The following is a 26,602-nucleotide window of genomic DNA, read 5'->3' as shown; positions in this document are numbered from 1 at the left end:
CGGGATGGAGCAGCCCGGTAGCTCGTCAGGCTCATAACCTGAAGGTCGCAGGTTCAAATCCTGCTCCCGCAACCAAATCCACAAAATCAAACCTATCCACAAAACCAAAGCTGTGGACCAAGGCTAGACCTATACCGATTGGGCAATGTCCTAGGACGCGAAGCAGATGCGCTTTGGGAGTGCTTCTCCGAATGCATTCCACTGGGGCGCCGCACCTTCACGCTCGATGAGCCAATCCGACTAGCTTTCGTTCACGCTAACGCCGATGCGATTGACATCTGTGTTGGGAAAGAACTCAGCCCAGACGTGCCAGAATAAACCGGCGCGCAAGGTTTCAACCCGCGTGAGTTGTCCCTGATCGCTATTTCCCCAAAAGTCACAACGCTTTACTGGGTTGCCGCTGTCGTTGTACCAGACCCCGAGGCTTTCGAAATGTGGGTCTATTTGTACCACAAGATCACGCCCGCCGGCTTGTGTGTTCAACAGCCAGTTCTGGTCAACCACGAAGTCGTCGGTCCAACAGACGGCATCCGACCCGATGGTCACGCCCCAAACAGGTGTCTTGTTGGGCAGGCGTGTGTCAGGCGCGCGCTCCATGTTGTCCATGACGGGGTCAGCCTCTTGATGCTGCCTGGCGATCCCCCAACCGAAAATGATCTCCAGCGCCATGTCCAGCAGTCTCAGGAACGGGTTGCTCGACGGCTTGTTCAGAAAAACCTCACCTTCCGGATAGGCTTTCTTGAAGCCACGGAATGTCATGCGGAATGTTGGCCATGGCTCCATTTGAGCTTCCGGGCGCAATGGACAGGCGGGACCGTCCGATGCGGTGTCCCGATCCGCTTCTCGGAACCCATAGATGTGTTGGATCGGTTCCCCGGTGTCGTTGTCCCGCAGGATCAGGTTGTTGCCATGTTGCGCAAGAACTTGAAGGTTCAGCCGCTTTCCTTCGATGGATGGCATGTAACCCTGACCAAGATTGGCCATTGCACAATAGGTCATGACGATGTCTTCGCCCCCAAGCCCCTTGGCGTCGCCGGCCAGGTGGGGCCGCATGATCTGGGCGTCAGGATGTGCCCGGGCGTGATCGCCGTTTGTCATCACGATCACGGGCGCGGTCGGTCCGACGAACCGTTCCGCTTCGGCAATGCCGTAGTACCGGGCTGTGTTGAGCTGGTTTCTCAATCCCAAATGGACCCACACATAGGGAAAGCCATACAGAACCAATGCCAGAGCCGCCCCCACCCACCAGATCGCGCCGATGCCGGCACCGAACGCAAAGCGGGCTATGGTCGTAACCGCAAAAGCCGCAAGGCCAAGCCCGATCAACCGATATTCGTTGCGAATGAAGCGGATCATGTTTTCTCGCTTTACCTTCAACAACATCTGGGAGACGTCGCCGAGGTCGCGGAAATAGAGAAAGCCAATCCCGAGCGAGACACCGAGTCCGATATAGAAGATCAGGTTGGCAAGCATGGAGGTGCCTCTTGAACGTGGCGGGCCGAGGTGAGGTCGGACTGCAGTTAGCGTTCGACCGCAGCCTGTTTGGTCAGAAAGGCTTCGACCGCGGCAACGGTTTCCGGGCGCAGGTTTTCGATGCCTTCATAGGGCACGCCGCGCGCAGGTTCGGTATCAGGGTACAGTTTCTTTCGGGCAAGATGCCGGCCAAGAATGCGCTGGAATTCCTGGCCGCCCCATGCGCCGACTTCGGTCGAAACCGGGTACTTTTCATGCGTATCCCGATAAATATCGAAGAAATTCGCCAGAATTGCACTTTCTCCGGCACCCGGAAGGTTCAGTTTCAACTGGTCCTTCACGATCGCCTTCGGGGACGCCACCGAATAGATGATCACGTGATCGCGCCGCGTTTTAGATTCATCACCGAACAGGATTGACGCGGATTGGTCCACCCCATCCACAAGCCTGTCCCGTGGGATGAACGCGTCGGCGCCCGCCAGGCGGGACAGGGTTGTATACAGATCCGACACATGGATGATGTTGTTCACGATCGAGTCCGCCTCGATCATTCCGGGCCAGCGGATGAAGGCATCCACACGTACGCCGCCTTCTGTCGTATCTCCCTTGCCGCCGCGGAAAATCATCGGCGTGAAACCTGACTGTGGGGAATATTTCGTGAAGTGTCCGTTGTCGCCCATCAGCACTACAATGGTGTTTTCGGCTACGCCAAGCGTCTCCATCTCGTCAAACAGCACGCCCAGATATTCGTCCAGCAGTTGCAACTTGTCGGCATAAAGGCCGCCATTCACGCTTTCGGGGCCGTCGCGTCCTGCACGCGTGTTGTCCAGCGGGATCATCGGCCAGTACTGCAGAAAGAAGGGGGTGTCGCCGCCTGCCAGCCGCTGCAGTTCAGACAGCGCCTTGAGCTGGAACTGTTCGTTCATCTCATCGTATTTTTCTGCGTCCCACCGCTCGCCCGGCTGCATGCGGATTTCACGGATTGGACCGCCAGCCTCACCTTCGATGACGGTGGCCATGGCGGCAGGATCGGGGCGGAACCAATCGTCTACGATGTAGTCCTCTTCGAAGTCCTGGATGCCGACCGAGACCTGCTCGCGGATGGCGTCATCGTTGAAGATCGTCAGCTGACCCTGTTGATGGATGGCATGCTGCGCATAGTCGAAACCCTGGTTCATCGCCCAGCTTTCCGCGATATCACCCATATGCCACTTGCCGACATGGCTGGTGGCATAGCCGGCCTCTTTCAGAACCTCTGCCAGCGTGACCTCATCTCCGGGAAGGCCAAAGCCGGCTATGTCGACCGTGGTATCGCCCATGCCCATGCGCACCGGCAGGCGCCCGGTCATCTGGGCCACGCGCGTCGGCGTGCAGGAGGGCTCGGTATACATTCGAACCATGCGCATGGCTTCGTCCGAGAATGCATTGATGTTGGGGGTCTCAATTCCGCGTACCGCATTCAGTTCGGGAATGCCCATGTCGCCGAATCCCAGATCGTCGATCAGAATGGATACGATGTTGGGAGGGTTGCCAGAATTGCCTTCCCGAAATTCGGCCAGTAACGCATCGACGGCAGCGTTGTCTTCAATCCACTGCTCGCCATTCTGGGCTTCCAGAATATAGTACTGTGCGTCATGGATGATCGGTGTGTCCTGCGCAAAAAGCGGGGAAGACAACAGGATCGAGATGGCCGGCGCCAAACAAAAAAGTCTTGTGAACATTAAGGGTTCCCCGCTGCAGGAAGGTTGCGATTGCGACAAGTCTAATTATTTCGGCCTCTAAATCAAATTCAGGGGCGGTGGCACGAGGGCCGGTCGCCCCGTTTGGGGGCAGGCCACCGGCGTGTTCGCTAAGCTGTTTCGAACAGGGCGTCGGTGAGCACGTGTTCCGAAAGCGCCCCGGGCGCGCCGATTGCCACAAGCCGCGTCTCGGGCTTTCGGTCACCCCATGCGCCATCCCGTGAGATATCCATGCGCTTTCCGACGACCTGCACAAGAATGCGATGATCCGGGTCCTCCTCGCTGAAAACAAATCCTTTGAGGCGATAGACGTCGCCCGGTAGCTTTCGAATTGCGCCTCTCAGCGATGACAGGCTGATGGGTTGTTCAGCCTTCATCATCGTGGTTGAGAATCCGTCAGAATGATCAGCGTGTTGGCACCCGCAGTCGGGCCCATGCTCATGATGCTCCGGCACTTCTGTCTCAAGCTGTTCGGCAGCAAACCGTCCGACCGAAAGCAATATGTCCAGCGGGACATCCGCATTGACCGCTTCGACCAGGCGATACCTGCGGAAACGCGAGCCGAGCCAGTCGTGCACTTTCTGGACTGTTTCTCTGCTGACCAGGTCCACCTTGTTCAAGATGACCATGTCGGAGAACGCGATTTGCCTGAGTTTCAACTCCATCTGCTCTGGTGCGGCGAACAGCTGCTCGGTGTCGACAAGGCACATGAGGCTGTCGAGCCGGATCATGTCCCGGAACTTCTGATCCGTGAACGTCATCGCAATTGAAGACGGGTCAGATACGCCACTGGCCTCGAGGACGATGTATTCCGGTTTCTCCGGCCGCGCGAGAACGGCCTCGACCGTTTCGATCAGGTCATCCCGGATCGAGCAGCACACACACCCATTCGCCAGGCTCATCACATCGTCTTCCAGGCCAACCACAAGATCAGCATCCACATTGATCGAGCCGAAATCGTTGACCAGAACCGCAACCCGCAGACCATGATTGCCGGTCAGGATGCGGTTCAGTAGGGTTGTTTTCCCCGCCCCGAGAAAGCCGGTCAGAATTGTGACCGGAATTGCCGAAGTCGAACCAAACTCGATCATACTGTCACTCCGTCTTCTTCTTGCGGTTTGGAATGACGTCGTCGGTTTTGATCACGAAGTCGCTGGGCCATTCAGGATTGGGCGCACGGAACACGTCGGAGGGGTAGTATTCCTTGGGATCGATCTCCATGTCGCGGTACTTTTGGTCCTGCTGTTCGGCGCGCGATGACCGCGGGGCAGGTGGCTTGATTTCATCTGGCAAGGTGATCTTGCCTTCGGCTTCCATCTTGCCCAGTTCACGGAACGGTGCGACTGAGCCCGATTTGCCGGGTAGCGTCGCCTTCCGATACCAGATCGCATCCTTTGTGACGTTGACCACGGCGACGTCCAGACCCCAGGCGAACAGCCCATCATAATGGGCCCGGATGCCTGCCAGCATCTCGGCATCAATGTCCTCGTCTTGCGTGTAGTGGGTTACCATCGCAAGCCTTGGGCGTGCCTCAGCCATCATCTTGCCAACCGCATAATGCGAGGTGTGATGAGTATCGATCGTGTAGTTGAACAGCTCCTGCGGCAGGCCGTATTTGTAGGTCATCAACTGGCCGATATCCTGACCGGACATTTCGGTGACAAACACATCAACGCCTTTTCCGTATTCAAGGCTCAATTCATCCGGGCGGCCGTCCCCGGTCCAAACGAAGCTCAGGCCGTTCCAATCCAGGCGATACCCGACCGCGCCGTCCTTGGCGTGGCTGCGTGGCCAAGAGCGCACGGTGACGCCGTCTTCGTCATAGACGATGCCGCCTTCCTGACGGAAATCGAACTCGTTGACCTCGATTTCGTAGCCGTCTCCGATCGGGAATACGTCGAAAGCCTCCAAATGCCATTTCAGCATTTGCTTCATGCCTTCCACCATGCCCGCCGTTCCAAGCTCGGGAGTCCGACCGGACGGGCCGTGGATCCGCAGCGGCGTGTAGCCACCCGACCAAGCTCTGAACGGGTAGATATAGGGGATGTCGGCGTAGTGATCGACATGCAGATGCGTGATGAAGATATCGTTGATCAATTGCGCAGGAACCTGCATCCCGATGATGTTGCGCACACAGCCCGACCCGAAATCGAAGAAGAACCGTTTTCCATTGCCCAGCTCGACCATCACACAGGTGCCTGCCTGATCCTCACGCGGAGGAAACGGCGTTGACCCGCAGAAGGAGATGCGCATCTCGTCGGGTCCCAGTTCCTCGGAAAGCGGGAAATAGTTTGCGTTCGACCCGGTCATGTATTTCGTCGGCCGGAAGTACTCCGGCAGTGTGATGCCGCCGGCAGGCCGGCCGCCATAGGGGTTCTTAAGGCTTTCACCCAGAGGGCCATCCCCCTCATGCGCCTGTGCTTCGCCAGAGCCGTAGCTGACAGCGCCCGTTGCCACCGCACCTGCCGCCAACCCCTGCATGACATGCCGGCGCGAAGGGTTTTCGATTTCATCCGCTGGCTGGTTTTGCTTGTCTTCGTGATCGTTGCTTTGGTCTTTGTCGGTCATTGCGATACCCTCAGTCGGATGCGTTTCGAAGATTGCGCTTCGCCAGGCGACGAAGCTCGTTCACAAGTTCAGATTTGATGTGGGCCCATTCCTCGCGCTCGGACGCGGTGATCGACGTGTCGTTGAGCTTTGCGCAGACTTTGCCGAAGTCCTCGATGGCCTCGCTCAGAAACGCGTCCGGTTCGAACTGGCTGGAAAGCGCAGTCGAAAGCTCGGGTAGCTCGTCTTTGAGGTCGTCCGTCACTGGATAAAGCCCGATTCCCACTATCTATTCTCGCATCAAGATGCGTGCGGTTGACCGGGGCGGCCAAGTGAGTCACCGTGAGTTGGGGGTGAGTTTGCAGTGAACCAAGCCAATGATTTATCGATAGATCAAGATGTTGGGCAACCATCGCCTGACCTGGTTCGGCAGGCGCTGCGTGACGTTGTTGCCAGCGCCGAGTTCCAAACTTCGCCCCGGCTTCAGCAGTTTCTCACCTATGTCGTCGAGGAAACCCTCGCCGGTCGCGGTTCTCAGATCCGCGGCAAGGCCATCGCCGTCGAAGTGTACGGTCGCAGCATTGATGGCAGCGGTGGTCGAAATCTGGTTCGGGTAGAGGCGAGGCGACTACGGCGTTTGCTGCGTGAGTTTTACGAAGACCATTGGGACGGCCAGGGCGTTCGGATCTTCGTCGATCCCGGCGGATACAAGCCGCGGTTTTCGCACCAAGCTTCCCCGGATGATCCGAAGTCAGACCTGGCAAGCCACGGCCCGCCCGGCGGGGCCAGGCACCTGCGTGGACTTCTGTTGGTCGGGCTGGGCGTTGTGGCCATGATCGTAATGCTGGGCATGTGGCTGAGACCCGGCAACGACGAGGTCGGGCAACCCTCTAACACCACCCGGCAGGCCGAACGGGCTGCGCTTGGTCAGCAGTCGCTTGCCCGATTGCAAGCGGCCAACCTGGCGGATCAGGCGCGGGGGATGTTCTTTCCGGTATTCGATGTCAAACGCCAGCAGATCGCCCTGGGAATGTTCCAGCATTCCACCGAGCTCGACCCGGCCTTGCCCGATGGCTATGCGGGAATGGCTCAGGTCTTGGCCACACTGGCTCTGCTGTCTCAAGACGAAGGCACACGAGAGGATCTGTTGCGCCAAGCATCTGAGATGTCAGGAACGGCGCTTGAGTTATCCCCGTCGGGTGCATGGGCCAACGCCTCGAACGGCTGGCGATTGGCGGTTTCGGGCGACGCGGATGAGGCTTTGAACTACGCGCGCCTGTCTGCTGAACTAGCGCCTGAAGATGGCCATGTTCTGGACCTTGTCGGGATTGCCGCCCTGATTGCGAACGAGCCCGAACTTGCGGCCGAGGTCAGCAATCCGTCGCGGGTCAGATCCGGATCCGGCCGATTTGGGGCGAGAAATATCTGGGGCGTATCGCAGCTTGTGCTCGGGAACTACGAAAACGTTGTCGATGCCTTTCAGGGTGCGCCTGCTGCAGGAGCGCCCGTAAGCGGGCCATCACTTTTGTTCCAGGCCGTCGCTCATGATCAGCTGGGCAATTTTGACGAAGCGCAAAGACTTGTTGATGAGTTGGAGGCCACGTGGCCGGATTTTCCGTCCGAATTTCTGGTGCAAAGGATCTTTCCGGGTGACGCCGATATACGGAAGAAGATACTCGGATCTCTGGCGAAGTACTGACAGACCCGTCGCAGCCTGCGCCGCTAAGAAGTCTTCAAGTTCCAACTGATGGCTTCGTGCGCGGCCCAGCTCGGCGTTGACGTTTCGGTGCTGCAGTCCATCGTCGGCTTTGGGGAAACTTGCGGCAAACTTTTCTTGACCTTCCAGCGCGGGAATGGGGCAGACAGTCCCCCCGAAACTGTGCGCAAGGCGGCAAGACCGGCAGGTCAAGCAGGTTTGATCAGTGTCAGACCGTTTTGGTATCGCCCGCGCCAAGCCAAAAACAACCGAGTGAAACGAGCCGATGAACAAACTGACGCTATTGGTAGGCGGCGTTCTGATCGCAGGCGCTGCCGTGTTCGCCTACAACCTCAGCCAACAACCTGCAGGGCACTCGATGGAGGTGCCTGACACCTCGTCGCTGTCGCGGGGGGACCCGATCGCGCAAGTCAGCGTGCCGGCGACGTTCAGTGCGCCGGCCCAGATGGGCAAGGTTGCCTTTGACGTCAAATGCGCTGTCTGCCATGGGGCGAATGCCACGGGTTTGGAAGGCCTGGCTCCGCCCTTGGTGCACAAGATCTATGAGCCCAGCCACCACGGGGACGAGGCCTTTCAGCGGGCGGTTCAATATGGTGTTCAGGCCCACCACTGGCGCTTTGGCGACATGCCACCGGTCGCTGGCTTGACCCGTGCAGACGTGCAGGGCATCGTTGCCTATGTCAGGGAACTGCAGCGCGAGAACGGGATAAACTGAACCTTGCACAGTTGGGCGGACAGGATGATCGGACGGTGGGTTCTGGCCTTGGGCCTGGTTCTGGCCGGTATTCTGGTGTTCTCGGAACCCGCCTTTGCGCATGGGGGCGATGGGGGCACACATGCCGTCGTCGATCTGGAAGCATACGACCCCGACCATGTCGAACAGGGCCACCCGGGCCATTGCCACGGCGGGGCCTTCTGCAACGGCGTGGCCATGACCGTGGCCGCGCCCGTCGTTTCCGCGCTGGTCTCAACGATCAACCGCCGTGCCATCCCGTCGGGCCAATACCGGATGTTGCCGGTGGCCCTGTTCGATCCGCCCCCGCCGCGCGCCGAGTCCTGAGTCAGGTAAGGCCTCTTCTGGGGGCGAGTTGAAGCAGACATACAGGACAAGACGATGACCTTTTTCAAGCTGACGACGGGCGCCGTGCTGGCGTGGATGGTGGCCGTGACCGCCCTGGCGCATGGTGGCGCCACCGGGATCGTGAAGGAACGCATGGACGGCATGTCCGCCATGAAGGACGCCATGAAGACCCTGACGCCGATGATGCAGGGCAAGACGCCCTATGACGCCGGCACCGTCCGAGACGCAGCCGAGACGATCGGCCGCCATGCCGGCGACAGCATGACCCGGCTGTTCCCCGAAGGCAGCGATGGCATGCCCTCCGAGGCCAAACCCGCGATCTGGCAGGACTGGGACGCCTTCGCCGAACTGGCCGAACAGCTGCAGACCTATGCCGAGGGGCTGGCCTTGGCGGCCGACAACGGGCTGATGATGGCCGGTGCCGGGCAGGGGTCCGGCATGATGAGCGGATCGGGCATGATGGGTGGCGCCTCGATGATGGGGGGCGGGGCCATGATGGGCGGAACCCCCAAGCGCGAGGAGCTGTCCGAGATGCCCGCCGATGACGTGTTCATGATGCTGGGCCAGACCTGCTCGGCCTGTCACACGCGGTTTCGGTCGGAATAGGGTGCCACGATGAAACGCATCTATCGTCTGGGCCTTGCCTCTGCCGTTCTGGCAGCGGCGGGGCTGGCCGCCGTGATCGCGTGGCCGATCGGCCTGACGCCGCAACTGCCCGACCTGACAGGCGAGGTTGACCGCGGGGCCTACCTAGCGCGGGCGGGCGGCTGCATCGCCTGCCACACCAACTTCGCCGAGGGCGGCGCGCCTCTGGCCGGCGGCGTCAAGCTCGAGACGCCCTTTGGCACGCTGTATTCCCCGAACCTGACCACCGACCCGGACCACGGCATTGGCGGCTGGACGATCGAGGAATTTGCCAAGGCTGTGCGTCAAGGCGTGGCGCCGGACGGGCAGCCTTATTACCCGGCCTTCCCGTACCCGTTCTACGCCGATTTCACCGATCAGGACATCGCCGACCTGTGGGCGGCGTTCCAGACCGTGCCGCCGGTGGCCACGCCGTCCCGCGTGCAGGAGATGGCCTTTCCCTTCAACCAGCGCTGGGGGCTGAAACTGTGGCGCGCGGCGTTCCTTGAGCCGCCGCACACCGATCCGGTCCCCGGCAAAGGTGATGTGTGGAACCGCGGCCGGCTGCTGGTCGAAGGCGTCACCCACTGTGCCGCCTGCCACACCGGGCGCAATCTGCTGGGCGCCCGCAAGTCGGATACCGAGCACTTCAAGGGCAGTGATGCACTGCCGGGCGGCGACAAGGCGCCGGCCATCGACTCTGAAACCCTGCAGATGCGGGGCTGGACCGTCGACAGCCTGGCCTATGCCCTGCGCACCGGCATCATGCCCGACGGTGACGTATTCGGCGGCGCAATGGGCGAGGTCGTGACCTACGGCACCAGCTTCCTGACGGACGAAGACCGCCGCGCCATGTCAACTTATCTGCTCGATGACCATGACGGAGGGTGAAAAGGTGGAGGTGCTGCGCGGAACGATCTCGCCAATGATGAAATGGGGTACACCGGTGGCCGTTGTGATCATCGTCTTGGCCAGCGCTCAATGGTGGATGTCGAAAGGGGTGCCTGACGGAGCATCCGGCGATCCGCTACGTGGGGCGGCGCTTTATGCCGAGAACTGTGCATCGTGTCACGGGGCCAACCTGGAGGGTCAGCCCGATTGGCAAACGCCTGATGCGGACGGCGTCCTTCCAGCCCCGCCGCATGATCGAACCGGGCACACCTGGCATCATGGCGATGGCCTATTGTTCGACTATACCAAGTTGGGCGGCGAGGAGATGCTCAAGCGAATGGGAGTCTCGGGGGTCAAAAGCGGAATGCCGGGATTTGCCGACAGCCTGTCCGATCAGGATATCTGGGACATTCTCGCGTTCATCAAGAACAGCTGGCCCGAGCGTGAACGCGCGATTCAACGCCAACGCACAGATGCGGAAGCCCGTGAAGGCAACTGATTTTTAGCCGGGGTTGGCGCGTCAATTCTGTGTCTGCTCAAGTCGGTTGGGCGAGATCACTACTCGCCTCCGCTCGGCTCGGTCCCGTGTTCGCCACCCTATGAAGCAAGCAGACCCGACAGTTTGAGTGCCCCGGACTGCAGCAGTGGCAGGAATTGCTTCAGGCTTGTCAGATCGTGCCGCTGCGTGGGGGCGTGCACGGACAGAGTGGCCGCAAGCCGGTCATTCTCGTCAAAGACCGGAACCGCGACGGCGGCCATGCCGGGCATGAACTCCTCGTCGTCGGTCGAGTAACCGTTCTGTGCGATTTTGGCGATCTCGGCACGCATGGCCTTGGGGTCAGTAATGGTTTTCTCGGTGTTCGCGGTCAGTCCGCGGGCCGAGAGAAACCCATCCAAGGTGTTTCGGCGCAGGGTCGAGAGGTACATCTTTCCGCTGGCGGTGCAGTGGAACGGCACCTGGGTTCCGATCGGCAGCTGGATTCTCAGTGGCCATTTGGTCTCGACCCGGTCGAGATAGATCATCCCCTCGCGGTCGGGGATAGCAAGGTTGCAGGTCTCACCAATTTCGTCGGCTACTCCGCGCAGGATGGCCAGTCGAGCCGTGCGCAGGTGTTCGGACGAAACGGTGTTCACGGACATCTGCCGCAACCGGGGGCCGGGCCCATAGGACCGGCCGTCCAGATCACGTTGAAGGAACCCTTCGGCCTCGGCCGTCTGCAGCAGCCGGTGGACCGTCGGCTTTGCCAGACCCAACGCTTCGATCAGGTCTGCCGGTTTGACCGCGACCCCGCGCCGCGCGACCTCTTCCAAGATCAGCAACAGGCGCAGGTTCGTTGGAATCTGGGTGTCCTTGTCTTGTGTATCCGTCGCGGTCATCCGGCTACAGTCTAGTTTTTCGGCAGTAGTATCAAGGCCAGATCAGGCACCAGTGACACCAGAATCCAGACCGAGAGCAACGCCACCAGATAAGGCACCGTATACCGCAGAAGCCGGAAATACGGCACGCCCGTAACTCCCGAGGCGACATACAGGTTCAGCCCGTATGGCGGCGTGATGAAGCCAATGGATGCTCCGACAAGGAAGATCACCGAGAAGTGGATCGGATCAATCCCGACCGAAGCTGCGATCGGAGCCAGAATCGGAGCCAGTATGATGGTCACCGGCAGGCTCTCCAGAACCATGCCCGAGAAAAACACGATCACCATCGAGGTGAACAGAACAGCATGGTAGCCCCCCATCGAGGTCACGAAATTGCCGATCGTTTCCTGGGCCCCCAGCAGGGAAAGGATCTGCTGCATTACCACCGAGATGGCAATCAGAGGCGCCAGGATCCCGGTGATCTGTGCCGAACGGATGACGATTGACGGGATCTCGGGGATCGTGAAGCCCTCGACCACCAGCATTTCGGCAAAGCTCTTGTCCGTTGGGGAAACATCGTCGCGGGCGCCCATGATCCGGTTGATCGGATAACTCACCAGCCCGGCGATGACGCAGAAGCCGACGGTGACCCCGGCGGCCTCGGTCGGAGAGAACTTGCCGGTGTAGATGCCCCACAGCACAAGCCCGATGGCAAAAAAACCCAGCCACGCACCGAAGGCGGTTTTCAGAACGCGGTTCAGCTGCAGCGGGATCAGGTGACCCCAGCCGTTCATGCGGCAGATGATCCAGCAGGCAAACTGCATCCCGATCACCATCAGCGCGCCGGGCAGGATGCCGGCCACGAACAGTTCGGAAATCGGCAGGTTCATCAGGAACCCATAGACGATGAAGATGATCGACGGCGGGATGATGATCCCGACCGTGCCGCCCGCTGCGGCCGTCGCCGCGCTGAAGCGTTCGTCATACCCGCCCTTGACCATCTCGGGGTGCAGCATCGATCCGATCGTGGCTGTCGTGGCCGAGTTGGACCCCGAGATCGCCGCGAACAACCCGCAGGCCCCAAGCGAAGCCATCGCCAGACCGCCGCGTATCCAGCCGAGACAGGCATAGGCGAAGTCGCTGAGCCTTCGGGCGATACCCGACTTGTTGATCAGGTCTCCGGTCAGGATGAACAGGGGCATGGCCAGCAGCGCGAAGCCCTTGTTGAACACGTTCAAAAGCTCGGCGCCCATGTTGTCGAGCGTCAGGCCCAGAACAAACGAGCAGCCGATCACCCAGTAGCCGATGACCAGAAGGACCGGCACGCCCAACATGAACAGGAACGTCACGCCGAGCGAAATCAAAGTAACCCAAGTTCCGTCTGCCATCAGTCTGCCCCGATCACGGCCTGCTTGATCAGCGGCTCGCCTGTTTTGAAGTTGCGCAGATCGTCCGCCAGGTTCTGGAACACTCGGCCGACCATAAGAAAGAATGACAAAGGTGCCGCCAGCAGGAACCACCACTGCATGATGTTGTCCGTGCCCAGAACGATCTGGAAGTTGGACGCTGACAAGGCCACCAGCCGCGACGTGGTCACGATGACTATGACCGCGAAGATGAACCATAGCACCGCGTCCAGGATCAGGCAGGCCAACTGCCCGCCACGTGGCATCGCGGTCCGGAATTCGCTGAAGCTCAGATGCGTTCTGAGGCGCACGTTGTAGGAGGCCCCAAACCACGCCATCACCATGAACAGCAAGGGTGGAATCGTTGTGGACCAGGGTTCCTGGTCATTGAAGACGAACCTGTCGATCACGCCCCAGAAGATGATCAGCGCAATGGCGAGATAAGAATACACCATCACGGATCGTTCCAGATGGCGCTCGATGAAGGGAACCTTGCGATAGATCAGCATGACCAGAAGCCCACCCAGCGCAGCGACGACGGCGCCGACAACCCACGCTGCGTCGGACTCCAACGCTGATTGAATTTCAAAGGAATCCTGGCTGAGAAAGGCGCTGAATATCGCGCCGATGTCTGCCCAAAATGACATGAACCCCGTCCTCCCAGTCGGTCTTCGGTTGAACCGGCCCACGCGGGGCCGGTTCAAATCAGTTTATCAGGCTTGGCCCATCCACCAACGGCGCGGCTCGACATTTTCCGGCAGGGTGTCTGCCGGGATCTCGCGCGCGATGTCGTAGATCTCCTGATAGGTGTCGATGCCGCCGGCCCACTTGTTCAGCCGCTCGCGCCATTCTGCCCAGGGTTCCGGGTTGAAGTTCGGGGCACACATTTCCTCGGCCAGCTTGATCTGGTCGTCCGGCAGGAAGGCCGCACGCACACCGTTCTCGGCGAAGATCGTGTTGGGCAGCTGCGGATCCGAGAAGCCGACCGTGTTCAGCAGCGCGGCTTCGTTTGCACCCTGGATCAGGGCCTGCGTGAAATAGGACGACTCCATGACCGCATCCTGCAGCTCGCCGCCCAGGCTGTCGAAGACCTTGGCCGACATCGACGTGTGTTCGGTGCCGCAGAAGAACTTGAGGTTGACCGACTGGGAAACGACCGGTGCCATGTTCGCGTAGGCCACCGCCGATGCCCAGGTTTCGGCCCCATCGATCAGACCGGTCTTCAGCGCATCCAGCGTTTCTTCCCAAGCCACCGGAACCGGGTTCAGGTTCAGCAGCTGCATCGCGATCCGACCCAGCTGAGTGCCGGTCACGCGGTTCTTGGTGCCAAACAGCTCTTCCAGTTTGGTGACGGTGGGCTTGTCCGCAAAGGTCGACCCCATCTGCAGCCCGCGCAATTCGCAGTGGGTGAACAGGAACTTCAACCCGTGGCGCTTTTCGAGCGGCTCGCGCAGGATCCGCTGGCTGGCGGGGCTGTAGAAGAAATGATACTGCGCCGCGCGGCTTGGGAACATGTAGGCATAGTCCAACACGTTCAGATAGGGTGCGCCACCGGCCGAGTTCTGGGTCGAGGCCGCGTAAATGTCCACGATTCCCTGCTGGGTTTTCTCGACACAGCTCAGCTGACCGCAGATCTGGTTGTCGCCGATGAACTCAATGCGAATCTCACCGTCCGTGCGCTCTTCGAGGTCGCGGGCGAACTCGATGGCGCCGGCCCGTTCGATAAGAAGGTTGCGCGTGTTGAAACCTGCCGCGCCGAATTTCAGCGTATGCTTGGGCTCTTTCGAGAATCGTTTTTCATACGTGGATTCAGCCGCCTGCGCGAGATTGGCAAGGCTCATGGCCCCACCGAAACCCCCCGCTGCCAGCAGAGTGGAACTCATGCCATAGCGTCCGGCAACGCGGAAAAAGTCCCGCCGTGAAATGCCACTTAACTTTCGTCCGATCTCCATTGCTATCCTCCCGTTTCGCAATTATTGAGACGTTTTGTATCAAAAAATGCTAGCTTAATTCATGCATCTTGCATAGGGTTTTTTTAGCAACTTCGGGAGGAGCCGATCATGGAAGTGGACTATGTGATTGTCGGTGCCGGTTCTGCGGGATGTGTCATCGCCAATCGGCTTAGTGCTGACCCCCAAACCAAAGTTGCATTGATCGAGGCGGGCGGACCGGACACCAACCCGTGGATTCACATCCCGGTCGGGTACTTCAAGACCATGCACAACCCCTCGGTCGATTGGTGCTATCGGACCGAGCCTGACCCGGGATTGAATGGGCGTTCCATTGATTGGCCGCGCGGCAAGGTGTTGGGCGGGTCGTCGTCGTTGAACGGGCTTCTCTACGTTCGCGGACAAAAAGAGGACTATGACCGCTGGCGCCAGATGGGAAATGTGGGGTGGGGCTGGGACGATGTTTTGCCCCTGTTCAAACGCAGCGAAGATCAAGAGCGTGGAGAGGATGAGTATCATGGCGTAGGTGGGCCATTGTCCGTCTCCAATATGCGCATACAGCGCCCGATCTGCGATGCCTGGGTCGCTGCGGCACAGGCCGCAGGCTATCCGTTCAATCCCGACTACAACGGCGCCAATCAGGAGGGTGTCGGGTATTTTCAGCTGACCACGCGCAACGGGCGACGTTGCAGTGCGGCCGTTGCCTATCTCAAGCCCATCCGCAACCGTCAGAATCTGATGATCGTCACGCGCGCGTTGGTGACGCGGGTTGCCATGGACGGCAAGCGCGCAACAGGCGTTGTTTACCGCGATCGGTCGGGCGAAACCAAAACGGTGAAGGCCCGGCGCGAGGTCATTCTGTCCGGGGGGGCAATCAACTCTCCGCAGATCCTGATGCTGTCAGGCATTGGTGACCCCGATCATTTGAAGGCAAACGGAGTCGAACCTGTTCACGCCTTGCCGAACGTCGGCAAGGGGCTGCAGGACCACCTGCAGGCGCGTCTGGTATTCAAATGCAACGAGCCGACCCTGAACGATGAGGTGCGGAGCCTGTTCAACCAGGCCCGCATCGCGCTGAAATACGCCTTGTTCCGGGCCGGTCCCATGACCATGGCGGCCAGTCTGGCAACTGGTTTCATGAAGACCCGTCCCGATGTTCAAACCCCGGACATCCAATTTCACGTCCAGCCCTGGTCGGCGGACAGCCCGGGTGAAGGCGTGCACCCGTTTTCGGCCTTCACGATGTCGGTCTGCCAACTCAGGCCGGAAAGCCGTGGAGAGTTGCGGTTGGATGGACCGGACCCCGCCAGCTATGTCAAAATCATCCCGAATTATCTGTCGACAGAGACCGATTGCCGAACGATCGTCGCTGGCGTCAACATCGCTCGCAATATTGCGCGCCACAATCCGTTGGCCTCAAAGATCTCCGAGGAGTTCCGACCGACGGCGGATCTGTCCTGTGATGACTATGAGGGGACGTTGGACTGGGCGCGTTCGAATTCAGTGTCGATCTATCATCCGACCGGAACCTGCGCGATGGGTACGACCGACGCGGCCGTTGTCGGACCTGATTTGAAGGTAAAAGGGATCGAGGGGTTGCGCGTTGCAGATTGCTCGATCATGCCGGAAATCGTCAGCGGAAACACCAATGCGCCCGCCATCATGATCGGTGAGAAGGCCAGCGATCTGATCGCGGGACGCGGCTGACACAGAGTCTGTCGGCCAGTTATTGGCTGGGTAAGGTCAGAGCGTCATTCGACGGGCAATCCGAATACCGCGATTGCTGCGCCAAGAATGCAGAACAGTGCAAACACCAACGCGCGGAAGGGCAGGTTCTGCTGAGACGCCGACCGGGCCGCGATGCCGGCCTGCAGCGCGTAATAGGCTGCAAAGGCGCGCGACGCATAGCTGATGATTTCAAAGACATTCGATGTCCAGGTCAGTATCAACCCGACACCGACCAGAACGGTATAGGCGGTCCGTTCAGAGGCGCGCCCGCCTGAAATCTCGGACAGCAGTCCACCGGACCCGCTGGTATCCGCGACAGCGGCGCTGAACTGGGCCGACAGGGCCGCAATAACCAGAAGAACGGGCAGTATCGGGGCGACGACCTGCATCAGGTCAATGATCGCCGTTTCGTCCAGAACCAAGCCGCCCGGTTCGACCGAATAGGTCAACAGGCAGATATAGATCAGGTAAACCGCGCTTGCGATCAACTGGGCCCACCGCATGGAGCGAATGCGGGTTTCCGCATCATAGGCGTGGCCGAGGTAACGCGAGGTTTCAAATCCCTGCACGGTGACGATCAGCCCGGCCAATAACATGAGCGCGTGCGAGCCGCGCTCGGCCGGCGGGTCAAAGACAAGTGCATCGTGGCTGTATTGCTCGGCAAAATACGTGGCAAGTCCGACAAGCAGCCCGGCGATGATTGCCAGTTTCAGGCCGACTGAAATCTGCTCCAACCGTTCCAGCGCGGAAAACCCCCGGGTGCAGCCAACGAAAAGGATCAGCACAAGCACGCCCGAGGTCACAAGGCGGGCATGAAACGCGTCATCCACCTGGGTCAAGCTCACGCCAAACGAGCCGAACAGGTTCAGGTAGTAGGCGACCGAAATGAAGTAGGCAAAAGACAGGCTTGCCGACGCGACCCTTTCGGCCCGCTCGATACCGGCACCCCGGTCGGATCTGTGCGCAATGTCGCGGATGTTGTATCGAATTGCGCTTCCAAACCCCCAGGCCGCGGCGCAGAGGCCCAGCATGGCAAGCGGGGCCAGATCGCCAAAACTGACGTCCAGGATTGGACCAAGAACAAGGAACCCGCTGCCGATGATCGACGCCAGCGGGGTGATCGAGGCTCTCCACATCCGGGAATTGGCGACACGTGGCCAAACCAGAATGGCCAAGACCACCACGACCGCGGACAGGATCAACGTATTCTGCAACTCGGTCGTCAAGGGAACGGTTCGGCCTCGCTAGTGCTCGTCGGGACGCCGCTGGTGGGGGTTCAATCGCTGAGGGGCGATCATGGTATGTGTACCGGCATCCAAGGTCGCTCAGATTTACCAATCAGCGGTATCCCGTTCAACTCTGGCGCTTGGTTGTGCCGCGTTCCATCGCCTTTCTCAAGCCAGATGGCGGGCGCGTCAAAAAAACCGGGTGGCTGTCAACGTCTTGTTGCGTCGCTCGTGCAAGGTCTTCCTGCGCGCCAAAATGACGTGACGTGCCGGGGTATGAGTTGGACATTTCGCGTGTAATCCATCAGGTTCCGGGCAACACAGCTCCGGTCGCTCGGCCCAGCCATGGCCGCGTTCGGCGCGCAGCATTCGCAGGTTGAACCAGATGCAGTATCACAACAAACCTTACGATCAGCTCAACATCGGGGACACGGCCGAACTGAAACGTCTGTGCACCGAGGATGACTTTTATGCCTTCGCCGCGAATTCGGGCAATCACAACCCGCTGCACCTGGCCCATGAGGACGGGGATGGAGACGACCGGCCCGAGGCGGTGGCGCCATCGCTGTTCGTTGGCGCGCTGATCTCGGCGGTTCTGGGAAACATCCTTCCCGGGGCCGGGACGCTTTACAAATCGCAACAGTTCGACTTCGTGGGCCGTGCCATGGCCGGGGACGAGCTTTTGGCGCGCGTGGTCGTCACGGAAAAGCGTGCAAACCGCGAGGTGGTCCTGGATACCACCGTCACCCGATGCAGGGATGATGCGGTCATCGTCAGCGGCAAAGCCGTGGTAACAGCGCCGGACCGCGCCCTGTCGTTCCGCGAAATCGAGGTTCCCGGCCTGATCGTTCAGCGGCACCGTCACTTCGACGCGTTGCTGGAGAAATCCCGGCCGCTGGATCCCATCCCGACCGCCGTCGTCGCGCCGGAGGACCCGAACTCGCTGGGCGGCGCGATCCTGGCTGCGCGGGAAACGATCATTGAGCCGATACTTGTCGGTCGCCCGGACCTGATCGGGCAGGCGGCGCAGGAACTGGGCGAAAAGCTGGATGGTTTCGAGATTGTCGCCGCGGAAGAGCACAGCGAAGCCGCCCGCATCGCCGTCGACCTTGTGGTCGAAGGCCGGGCCGGGGCGCTGATGAAGGGGCATCTGCACACCGATGATCTGCTGAGGGCCGCATTGCGGAAAGATCAGGGGTTGCGCGCGGGCCGGCGCTTTACCCATGTCTTCGTCATGGACGTGCCCGGGCAACCGCATCCGCTGCTGGTGACCGACGCCGCGATCAATATCGAGCCCGATCTGCAAACCAAGATCGACATCACCCAGAACGCGATTGATCTGGCGATCTCGATCGGGATGGAAACGCCCAAGGTTGGCGTATTGTCGGCGGTCGAGACGGTGAACCCGGCCATTCGGTCCTCGATCGACGCGGCGTTGCTGTCCAAAATGGCTGAACGGGGCCAGATCAAAGGAGGCTTGGTCGACGGTCCGCTGGCCATGGACAATGCGGTCAGCATGGCCGCAGCACGGATAAAGGGGATTGTCTCGCCAGTGGCCGGACAGGCCGACATACTTGTGGTTCCAAATCTGGATGCGGGCAACATGCTGGCCAAACAGCTGACATATATCGCCAACGCCGAAGCGGCAGGGGTGGTTCTGGGGGCGAAGGTGCCGATCATCCTGAACAGCCGCGCGGATGACGACAAGGCGCGTTTGGCATCCTGCGCCGTGGCTGCCCTGCACGCCGCCCGCATTGCCGGGGGGCGGTCATGAGCCATGTCATCACGCTGAACGCAGGCTCGTCGTCTCTGAAGTTCGGGCTGTTTTCGTTGCCATCCGATGACCCGGTTGCAATCTGCACCGGAATCGTGGACCGCATCGGCACCGCTGGCGCGACCATCCGTGCCAAAACCTCGGATGGCCGCACGTTGGGCGGTGATGTGGCAGACGGGATTGCCGATCATAACGAGGCCCTGAACCATGTTCTGGACCTGATCGTCCAGCAATTTCCCGCGGCCAATATTGCAGCCGTCGGCCACCGCATCGTTCACGGTGGTCCTGACCACGATCAACCGATCTTGCTGACACCTGAAAGCCTTGCGGCGCTTGACGAACTCTCGCCGTTCGCGCCGTTGCACCAGCCCTACAACCTCAGCGGCGTTCGTGCCTCGGTCGAGCGGTTCCCCGATGCGGTGCAGGTTGCCTGTTTCGACACCGCCTTTCATCGCAGTCACCCTTGGGTCAACGATACGTTTGCCTTGCCGACCGAGTATTATGACAAGGGCGTTCGCCGTTATGGGTTTCACGGCCTCAGCTACGAATACATCTCGGGCCATCTGGCCAAGACCGCGCCGCTGCTGCATGGCGGCCGGGTCATCGTGGCGCATCTTGGCAACGGCGCGTCGATGTGCGGTATGATCCACGGCCGCTCGGTCGGGTCCAGCATGGGGTTCTCGGCCATAGACGGTCTGCCTATGGGAACCCGATGCGGCCAGTTGGATCCCGGTGTCGTCCTCTACCTCATGGACCAGAAGGGCATGAGCGTGGATGAGATCACCGAACTTCTGTATCGCAAATCCGGTCTGCTGGGTCTGTCCGGTCTGTCCAGCGACATGCGCACGCTGGAAAAGTCCGACAGCGGCAGCGCGCGCCGGGCCATCAGCTATTTCAATTTTCGTGCGCGGCGTGAACTCGGTGCCCTTGCGGCTGTGCTGGGTGGGCTGGATGCGGTGGTGTTCACTGGTGGGATTGGCGAGAATTCTGCGCTGGTGCGCGAAAGGATTTGCGTCAACATGGGGTGGTTGGGGATTGAACTGGACCATGATGCCAATACGGACCACGCCCGGATCATCTCGACACCGCTGTCCCGGGTTCAGGTCATGGTCATCCCCACCAACGAGGAACTGGTGATCGCCCGTGCGGCTGCTCGTTTCGTCTATCCGCACATGTACGAGACGCTATTGGACAAAGCGAGCCCAGCCGCGCCGCCGCCGGCCGATGGTTCGGGGCCTGAGTGATCAGGCGCCGGACGTCAGCGAAGGATTTTCAGCGAATTTTTTGCAAAAAATGTCTCTCTACGGGAAACCCCCAATTTCGGGCATAGGTGGGCTGGGCTATTGTCTGATTAACCAAGGTCAAACTTGGCCTACCACTTTCCCCGAAGAGGGGCTGGCTACCTACCCCCTCAGCCGGCCCCTCAAAAACCCCAGAAAACCAGTTGAATCCCTTGGCAGCCAAAGCCTTAGAGCCCGGTGCCAGATAAGCCTGTGATGCGCATTGCCAGGTCAGGGAGGCGCGCAAAGTCGTCGAAGCTGGCCAAATGGGGAAGTTCCGAGACCGGCGACTTTCGATACCCTTCCGAATACAGAAGAAATGGGACTTGGGCACGTTGGGCCGTTTCTGCGTCCACTTCGCTGTCGCCCACAAAGACACGCGCGTCGTTCGTGCCCAGTGCCTCGAACGTGGCGGTCAGGTGGGCGGGGTCGGGTTTGCGGGATTTCACTGTATCTCCGCCGATCACCACGTCGAAGAACTGCGCCAGATCCAGAACCTCAAGGATATGCCGCGCGGGCGCTTCCGGTTTGTTGGTGCAGACCCCTAGCGCGATATTTGCAGCCCGCAGTCGTCTCAGAGCGTCTTTGACACCTGGATAAGGCCTGGTCATCGCACTTGATGCTTGGCTGTAGTGGTTGAGCGTGACCTTTGTCAGTTCGGAATGGCGCTCAATGTTCAGTCCGCAGTGACGGATCACGCGCTCAACCAGTTTGGGCAAGCCATTGCCGACGAATCCCTGGATCGTTTTGTCGGGCAGGGGCGCATAGCCCTGATCGGCCAGCATCCGGTTCGCTGCTGCCGCAATGTCGGCCAAGCTGTCCACCAGCGTGCCATCCAGATCAAACACGATTGCCGCCGTCATCTCCGCTCCCGTCTCTAAGTGCCGAGACCCGGCCTAACGGGCCTGCCGCAAGGGCGCAATGGTTCGGTGTGCGAATAGCAGGAAACCGGCACTTGACATACCTTAGTATTTTTATCAGATTAAGCATGAAGACACGCAGCCAACCCGGTTCCGGGCCAGCCAGATCCATGAAAGTTGAACGGAAAAGGCGCTTTGCCTGAACACAACCGGAGATGACCCGATGAACGCGCAGAACCCGAATCCGACCCAAGCCTATGCCGTTTCGATGCTGCCGGCCCACAAGGCCGAGGACCTGACGCAGGGCGGCAACCTGGCCCATATCGAACTGGGCGACCAGCTGTATACCCTGCGCATCACCCGCGCGGGTAAATTGATCCTGACAAAATGAGCGGCGCATCGACCCGGGGCGGCGCCCCGGTCGGACGGCTGGCCGATCTGACCCCGATCGAGGCTGGCGCCGTCATGTACCTGCGGATGTGGAGTGACGGGGCCGCCGGCCGTGCCGACGCCGCACATGACTTCGACATCGCGCTGGGCGCCGATCATGGGCAGCTGGCCATGCTGGCGCTGGATCGTCTGTGCAGCCTGTGCGCCCATCACGCCCGCCGCCCCTTGATCCGGCACGGGCTGGGCTGCGCCTGTCTGGGCGCGGACGAAAGCTGTTTCGCGCAGATGATCGCTGCGGCCTCGGAAGGGGCGCGCGAGGATGCGATGATGCTGGCCGCCTTGATCGTACGCCCCGATTTCGCGCCCGCGCTGGCGTCACTGTCCGAAGAGTTCGGGCTGGCCCTGCGGCGCATGACCTCCGCCGTTCCACTGCCGACCACCGGCCATCAGACCCCCTCGGCCGTGCTGCACTGACAGCGCGGTTCAGTGCCCTGGCCGAATTCGGCCGGGGCGTTTCTCAGCAGCAGCCGCACCCGTCATGGTGATGGCTGTGGTCGCACACCGGGGCAGGGGCATAGTCGCCCACCTCGGCCAACACAGACCGCAGCGCCCACAGGATCATGTCCACATCTTCGGCCTCGATGGTCAAAGGCGGGCGGATCTTCAGGATGTTGTCCTTCGGCCCCTCGCTGCCGATCAGGATGCGGTGGTCCCGCATCCGGTTCTTGACGTACCGGCAGATCTCGGTGCCTTCCGAGCCGTCGGGGTTGATCAGTTCGACCCCAAGAAACAGGCCCATCCCCCGCACATCACCCACGCAGGCGAACTCGGCCTCGATCGCGCGCAGACCTTCCATCAGCCGTGCGCCCATCACGCGAGAATTCTCCTGCAGGCCCTCATCATCGACGATGTCCAGCACCTCTTTGCCGATCCGGCAGGACAGGGTCGAGCCGCCGAAGGTCGAGAAGAACTCGATCCCGTTGTCGAAACTGTCGGCGATATCGCGCGTGGTGACCAGCACGCCCAGGGGGTGGCCGTTGCCGATGGGTTTGCCCAGAACCACGATATCAGGGGACGCGCCCTGATGTTCGAAGCCGAAATAGTACTCGCCCAGCCGGCCCAGGCCCGTCTGCACCTCGTCGGCGATGCAGACGCCGCCGGCGGCGCGGATCTTTTCGTAAACCGCTGGCAGATAGCCTTTTGGCGGGATGATCTGCCCTCCGACCGAGGGGAAGGTCTCGGCGATGAAACCGGCCACCCCATGCCCCTTGCGCTGCAGGGTTGCAATCGCGTCGTCGACCAAGTCGGCATATTTCTGCGCCCGGTCGGGGTCGTCACGTTTGAACCGGCCGCGATAATCGTCGGCCACCTCGACCAGTTCGACCCAATCGGCCTGGCCCACGCCGCCGGGCTTGTTGAATTTATAGGCGGAAATGGCCACCGCCGCGTTGGTGTTGCCGTGATAGCCGTGATCGGGCGTCACCATGCCCTTGGCCCCGCTATGCGTCCGCGCCAGGCGCAGGGCCAGCTCGTTGGCCTCGGTGCCCGAGTTGACGAAGAAGCACACCTGCAGGTGATCGGGCAGTTTCGACAGCAGCTTGTCGGCAAACTCGATCTGCGCCGGATGCAGATATCGGGTGTTCGAATTCATCCGCTTCAGCTGATCCGCCGCCACGGCCTGAATGCGCGGATGCGCGTGCCCCACATGCGGCACGTTGTTGTAGGCATCCAGATAGGGCCGTCCCCATTCGTCGAACAGGTGATGTTTCCACCCACGCACCAGCATCACCGGGTCGTCATAGGTCAGGCTCAGGTTGCCGCCGAAATGCGCCCGCCGTTTGTTCAGGATCTCCGCCTTGTCGGTCGGGCGATAGAAGACCTTCTCGTCGGGCAGGTTCAGCAGGGCCGCCGGGTTCGGGCAGACCGCATGCCACAGGTCCAGCTCGTCCGGTTCGGCGACGCCCGGCCAGTCGGCCTGCATGCCGTCCGTGGTCAGCGCCAGCTGGAAATGCACATGTGGCGCCCAGCCGCCGTTCTGGCCGGCATCGCCCAGCCGGGCGAATGCCGCCCCCTGCGCCACCGGATCGCCCGGTTTCAGCCGGTCACAGACCTCGGGGTCCAGATGCCCGTACAGCGTATAGAACGCGTCACCCTCGGGGGTTTCGTGATGCAGGATCACCACGCCGCCATAGTCCAGATGGTTCGCCCGGTTCTCGACCGCCTCGACCCGACCGCTCAGCGGTGCCAGCAAAGGCGTCCCCGCCGGCGCGAACACATCCACCGCCAGATGCACCGTGCGCCGGTCCGACGCCTTCCACGGACCTTTGCGGAACGCAGGCTCGGCATAGATCAGGCGCGGTTCGTTGTAATAGCCCAGCCACAACCCGTCGCCGAATTCCGCGCCCACCCGCGCGGCTTCCTCCAGCGGCATGTGGAACGGGTTCTGCGGCCAGGTCGAGTTTTCGACCGACAGCGAACCCATCGGAACGTCCGACAGATCCTGCCCCAACAACTGCGCAAACTGCCCGCGATGCTCGGCCAAGTATGCGTGTATGCGCTCGGCCCCGTCGGTGACGTGCAGCCCGCAGGCCGCCCGCAGCCGCGCGGGCATCATCTTGCCATTGACCGATGCGTCCTCCAGAAAGCGCCAGGCCGGTGCCTGGCTGATCGTCACATACGGGTCGTCCGGGTTTTCTGCGGCCATCAGCGTGGAGTTGACGACCGAGACCGCCAGCCGCATCCGCAGCAGAGGCCAGATCAAATCCACTTCCTGCGGGCGCAGCCGGTTTGCGGCGTGATAGCCCCGCACCAGCGCGGCCAGCGCCTGTTCGGGGCGCGGGTGGTCCAGCACCACATATGCCCCGGCGATCGCCAGTTCACACACCCGCGGTGCGGCGCACATGTCGCCCAGGTCGATCAGGCCCGAAACCTGCCGGCGCTCCGACAGCTCTCCTTCGACCAGGATGTTGTAGTCATTCACGTCATTGTGGATGGCCTGCCGGGGCAGGTCGGCCAGCATGCCCGAGACGGCATCGAACTGCGCACAAATCTCGCGCAGAAGGGCCGCACGATCCTGGTCGGCAACCGCATCCAACTTGTCAGCGATCCAGCCGGCCTGGGTCAGGTCCCATTTGAACTCCGGCCGCTCTAGGCCGGGATGCGAAAACCGCTCCAGCGCCCGATCGGTTGCTCCCAAGACCCGGCCCAGTTTCAGGATCAGGTCGTCGGATTTCGGCGCCGCCTTGGCATAGCACCGGCCCGGCAGCCGCTCCAACAGCCACGCCAGCCGCGGCCGTCCCGCGTCGTCGTCGATCTGCGGCAGCAAACCGCCGTCCAGCCCGGGGATCACCTTGGGAAACGGCAGCCCGGGGGCCTCGGCCGCGATATCCTCCAACGCTTTGATCTGCAGATCCACCAATTGCGGGTCACACCCGGCCCGCATGACCTTCAGAACATAATCCTGCCCATTGGTGGCTTGCACCAGGAAATTCAGGTCATACTCGCCATCCAGCCGCGAGAGCCGGGCGTCCAGCCCCCAGACCCGCCGCAGCGCGGCCGCCCAAAACTCACTGACATCATTCATTCGAACTTCCGCCCCGTGCGCGCCGGGGCCCTCTTCATCTGGCTGAATATATCCTCGGGGGGAATCGCGCCTGGGCGCGATGGGGGGCAGACAGCCCCCAACTTACCCCATGGCCCGCAGGCGTTTGATCAGTGACGAAGTGTCCCAGCGGGCGCCGCCCATCTTCTGCACATCCTTGTAGAACTGATCGACCAGCGCGGTCACCGGCAGCGATGCCCCGGTCTCTTCCGCCGTGTCCAGGCAGATGCCAAGGTCCTTGCGCATCCAGTCCACCGCAAAGCCGTGGTCGAAATGGTCGTCCAGCATGGTCTCGTACCGGTTCGACATCTGCCAGCTTCCGGCGGCCCCCTGGCTGATCACCTCGACCACTGCGCGCCCGTCCAGCCCGGCCTTCTCTGCAAAATGCAGCGCTTCGCTCAGGCCTTGGACCAGCCCTGCGATGGCGATCTGGTTGCACATCTTGGTCATCTGGCCCGCGCCGCTGTCTCCGATGCGGCGGCAGATCTTGGCATAGACCTGCATCACCGGCTCGGCCCGGTCATAGGCGGCCTGATCGCCGCCGCACATGATCGACAGAACCCCGTTCTCGGCCCCGGCCTGACCGCCCGAGATCGGCGCATCGACAAAAGAGATCCCGCGCGCCTTGGCCGCCGCGTAAAGCTCGCGCGTGACCTTGGCCGAAACGGTGGTGTGGTCAACGAAAACCGAGCCTTCCGCCATGCCGTCGAATGCGCCGTCCTCGCCGGTGCAGACCATGCGCAGATCGTCGTCGTTGCCGACGCAGGCCATCACGAACTCGGCCCCCTCGGCGGCACCGCGCGGCGTGGTCGCCATCTGGCCACCATGCTGCGACACCCATTTCTCCGCCTTGGCCGCGGTGCGGTTGTAGACGGTCACCTCATGCCCGGCCGCCTGCAGATGCTCGGCCATCGGATAGCCCATGACGCCCAGGCCAAGGAATGCAACTTTCGCCAT

Annotated in this window: 24 protein-coding genes; 11 read left to right on the top strand and 13 right to left on the bottom strand. The window is 61.1% G+C overall.

Translation table 11 applies throughout. The features are described from left to right. Positions 1-240: 240 nt before the first annotated feature. The 5 genes from ACR0CU_RS10300 to ACR0CU_RS10280 form a co-directional block, all read right to left on the bottom strand. A complete protein-coding gene (locus tag ACR0CU_RS10300) occupies positions 241-1,473 on the bottom strand; it encodes a DUF3179 domain-containing (seleno)protein (protein ID WP_480642959.1) in 1,233 nt (410 codons plus the stop codon). 47 nt (positions 1,474-1,520) lie between these two features. Next, a complete protein-coding gene (locus ACR0CU_RS10295; protein ID WP_254437565.1) occupies positions 1,521-3,149 on the bottom strand; it encodes a sulfatase-like hydrolase/transferase in 1,629 nt (542 codons plus the stop codon). Between the two features lie 173 nt (positions 3,150-3,322). Then, positions 3,323-4,303: a CobW family GTP-binding protein gene (locus tag ACR0CU_RS10290; protein WP_170447064.1), complete on the bottom strand. Its 981-nt coding sequence runs from the start codon at positions 4,301-4,303 to the stop codon at positions 3,323-3,325. A 4-nt stretch (positions 4,304-4,307) separates the two neighbouring features. Then, complete coding sequence (gene gntH, locus ACR0CU_RS10285) at positions 4,308-5,780, bottom strand: guanitoxin biosynthesis MBL fold metallo-hydrolase GntH (RefSeq protein ID WP_217356794.1); 1,473 nt, start codon at positions 5,778-5,780, stop codon at positions 4,308-4,310. Positions 5,781-5,790: 10 nt separating this feature from the next. After that, entirely contained in the window at positions 5,791-6,024 is a 234-nt protein-coding gene (locus ACR0CU_RS10280) for a hypothetical protein (RefSeq protein ID WP_170447062.1), read from the bottom strand. A 99-nt stretch (positions 6,025-6,123) separates the two neighbouring features. Here ACR0CU_RS10280 and ACR0CU_RS10275 point away from each other — a divergent pair, with 99 nt between their 5' ends. The 6 genes from ACR0CU_RS10275 (at position 6,124) to ACR0CU_RS10250 (ending at position 10,571) form a co-directional block, all read left to right on the top strand. Then, on the top strand, positions 6,124-7,458 hold the full coding sequence (locus ACR0CU_RS10275) for a tetratricopeptide repeat protein (protein ID WP_170447060.1): 1,335 nt from the start codon (positions 6,124-6,126) through the stop codon (positions 7,456-7,458). Positions 7,459-7,741: 283 nt separating this feature from the next. Then, a complete protein-coding gene (locus ACR0CU_RS10270; RefSeq protein WP_170337617.1) occupies positions 7,742-8,191 on the top strand; it encodes a c-type cytochrome in 450 nt (149 codons plus the stop codon). Positions 8,192-8,215: 24 nt separating this feature from the next. Beyond that, entirely contained in the window at positions 8,216-8,536 is a 321-nt protein-coding gene (locus tag ACR0CU_RS10265; RefSeq protein ID WP_170447058.1) for a hypothetical protein, read from the top strand. A gap of 54 nt (positions 8,537-8,590) precedes the next feature. Further along, positions 8,591-9,163, top strand: coding sequence for a c-type cytochrome (locus ACR0CU_RS10260; protein WP_170447056.1), 573 nt, complete (start codon positions 8,591-8,593; stop codon positions 9,161-9,163). A 9-nt stretch (positions 9,164-9,172) separates the two neighbouring features. After that, on the top strand, positions 9,173-10,072 hold the full coding sequence (locus ACR0CU_RS10255; RefSeq protein ID WP_170447055.1) for a c-type cytochrome: 900 nt from the start codon (positions 9,173-9,175) through the stop codon (positions 10,070-10,072). Further along, positions 10,059-10,571: a c-type cytochrome gene (locus tag ACR0CU_RS10250; RefSeq protein ID WP_170447112.1), complete on the top strand. Its 513-nt coding sequence runs from the start codon at positions 10,059-10,061 to the stop codon at positions 10,569-10,571. The genes ACR0CU_RS10255 and ACR0CU_RS10250 overlap by 14 nt, the downstream gene beginning before the upstream one ends. Before the next feature lie 98 nt (positions 10,572-10,669). Here the strand turns inward: ACR0CU_RS10250 and ACR0CU_RS10245 are convergent, their stop codons facing one another. The 4 genes from ACR0CU_RS10245 to ACR0CU_RS10230 all read right to left on the bottom strand — a co-directional run bounded on the left by ACR0CU_RS10245 (position 10,670) and on the right by ACR0CU_RS10230 (position 14,789). Next, positions 10,670-11,449 carry an IclR family transcriptional regulator gene (locus ACR0CU_RS10245; RefSeq protein WP_170337418.1) on the bottom strand — a complete coding sequence of 260 codons (780 nt, stop codon included), beginning with the start codon at positions 11,447-11,449 and terminating at the stop codon, positions 10,670-10,672. A gap of 11 nt (positions 11,450-11,460) precedes the next feature. Beyond that, on the bottom strand, positions 11,461-12,819 hold the full coding sequence (locus ACR0CU_RS10240) for a TRAP transporter large permease (RefSeq protein ID WP_093962896.1): 1,359 nt from the start codon (positions 12,817-12,819) through the stop codon (positions 11,461-11,463). After that, positions 12,819-13,484 carry a TRAP transporter small permease gene (locus tag ACR0CU_RS10235; protein ID WP_170357982.1) on the bottom strand — a complete coding sequence of 222 codons (666 nt, stop codon included), beginning with the start codon at positions 13,482-13,484 and terminating at the stop codon, positions 12,819-12,821. The genes ACR0CU_RS10240 and ACR0CU_RS10235 overlap by 1 nt, the downstream gene beginning before the upstream one ends. Positions 13,485-13,550: 66 nt before the next feature. Continuing rightward, a complete protein-coding gene (locus tag ACR0CU_RS10230) occupies positions 13,551-14,789 on the bottom strand; it encodes a TRAP transporter substrate-binding protein (RefSeq protein ID WP_093962894.1) in 1,239 nt (412 codons plus the stop codon). A 108-nt stretch (positions 14,790-14,897) separates the two neighbouring features. Between ACR0CU_RS10230 and ACR0CU_RS10225 the strand changes: the two genes are divergently transcribed. Further along, a complete protein-coding gene (locus ACR0CU_RS10225; RefSeq protein ID WP_170447053.1) occupies positions 14,898-16,493 on the top strand; it encodes a GMC family oxidoreductase in 1,596 nt (531 codons plus the stop codon). A 44-nt stretch (positions 16,494-16,537) separates the two neighbouring features. On the opposite strand, the gene ACR0CU_RS10220 is transcribed toward ACR0CU_RS10225, so the two are convergent. Beyond that, complete coding sequence (locus tag ACR0CU_RS10220) at positions 16,538-17,740, bottom strand: APC family permease (RefSeq protein WP_480642954.1); 1,203 nt, start codon at positions 17,738-17,740, stop codon at positions 16,538-16,540. A 385-nt stretch (positions 17,741-18,125) separates the two neighbouring features. Here ACR0CU_RS10220 and ACR0CU_RS10215 point away from each other — a divergent pair, with 385 nt between their 5' ends. Both ACR0CU_RS10215 and ACR0CU_RS10210 read left to right on the top strand, forming a co-directional pair. Further along, positions 18,126-19,514, top strand: a complete 1,389-nt coding sequence (locus ACR0CU_RS10215) for a bifunctional enoyl-CoA hydratase/phosphate acetyltransferase (protein WP_170447051.1) — start codon at positions 18,126-18,128, stop codon at positions 19,512-19,514. Next, positions 19,511-20,758, top strand: coding sequence for an acetate/propionate family kinase (locus ACR0CU_RS10210; protein ID WP_170447049.1), 1,248 nt, complete (start codon positions 19,511-19,513; stop codon positions 20,756-20,758). Before ACR0CU_RS10215 ends, ACR0CU_RS10210 begins: the two co-directional genes overlap by 4 nt. 224 nt (positions 20,759-20,982) lie before the next feature. Here the strand turns inward: ACR0CU_RS10210 and gph are convergent, their stop codons facing one another. Then, positions 20,983-21,657, bottom strand: a complete 675-nt coding sequence (gene gph / locus ACR0CU_RS10205) for a phosphoglycolate phosphatase (protein ID WP_170447047.1) — start codon at positions 21,655-21,657, stop codon at positions 20,983-20,985. A 220-nt stretch (positions 21,658-21,877) separates the two neighbouring features. Between gph and hemP the strand changes: the two genes are divergently transcribed. Both hemP and ACR0CU_RS10195 read left to right on the top strand, forming a co-directional pair. Beyond that, positions 21,878-22,045 carry a hemin uptake protein HemP gene (hemP, locus tag ACR0CU_RS10200; protein WP_005978533.1) on the top strand — a complete coding sequence of 56 codons (168 nt, stop codon included), beginning with the start codon at positions 21,878-21,880 and terminating at the stop codon, positions 22,043-22,045. Then, positions 22,042-22,518 (top strand): hypothetical protein, encoded by a 477-nt coding sequence (locus ACR0CU_RS10195; protein WP_170337651.1) that lies wholly within the window; start codon positions 22,042-22,044, stop codon positions 22,516-22,518. Before hemP ends, ACR0CU_RS10195 begins: the two co-directional genes overlap by 4 nt. A 43-nt stretch (positions 22,519-22,561) precedes the next feature. Here the strand turns inward: ACR0CU_RS10195 and ACR0CU_RS10190 are convergent, their stop codons facing one another. After that, positions 22,562-25,627, bottom strand: a complete 3,066-nt coding sequence (locus ACR0CU_RS10190) for an aminotransferase class III-fold pyridoxal phosphate-dependent enzyme (RefSeq protein ID WP_480642951.1) — start codon at positions 25,625-25,627, stop codon at positions 22,562-22,564. Positions 25,628-25,729: 102 nt separating this feature from the next. Next, complete coding sequence (locus tag ACR0CU_RS10185; protein WP_170447043.1) at positions 25,730-26,602, bottom strand: NAD(P)-dependent oxidoreductase; 873 nt, start codon at positions 26,600-26,602, stop codon at positions 25,730-25,732.

This window comes from Ruegeria sp. BC2 (genome assembly GCF_056539245.1).
Note: the sequence above shows the minus strand (reverse complement) of the source record. Positions and strands in the feature narration are given on the sequence as shown.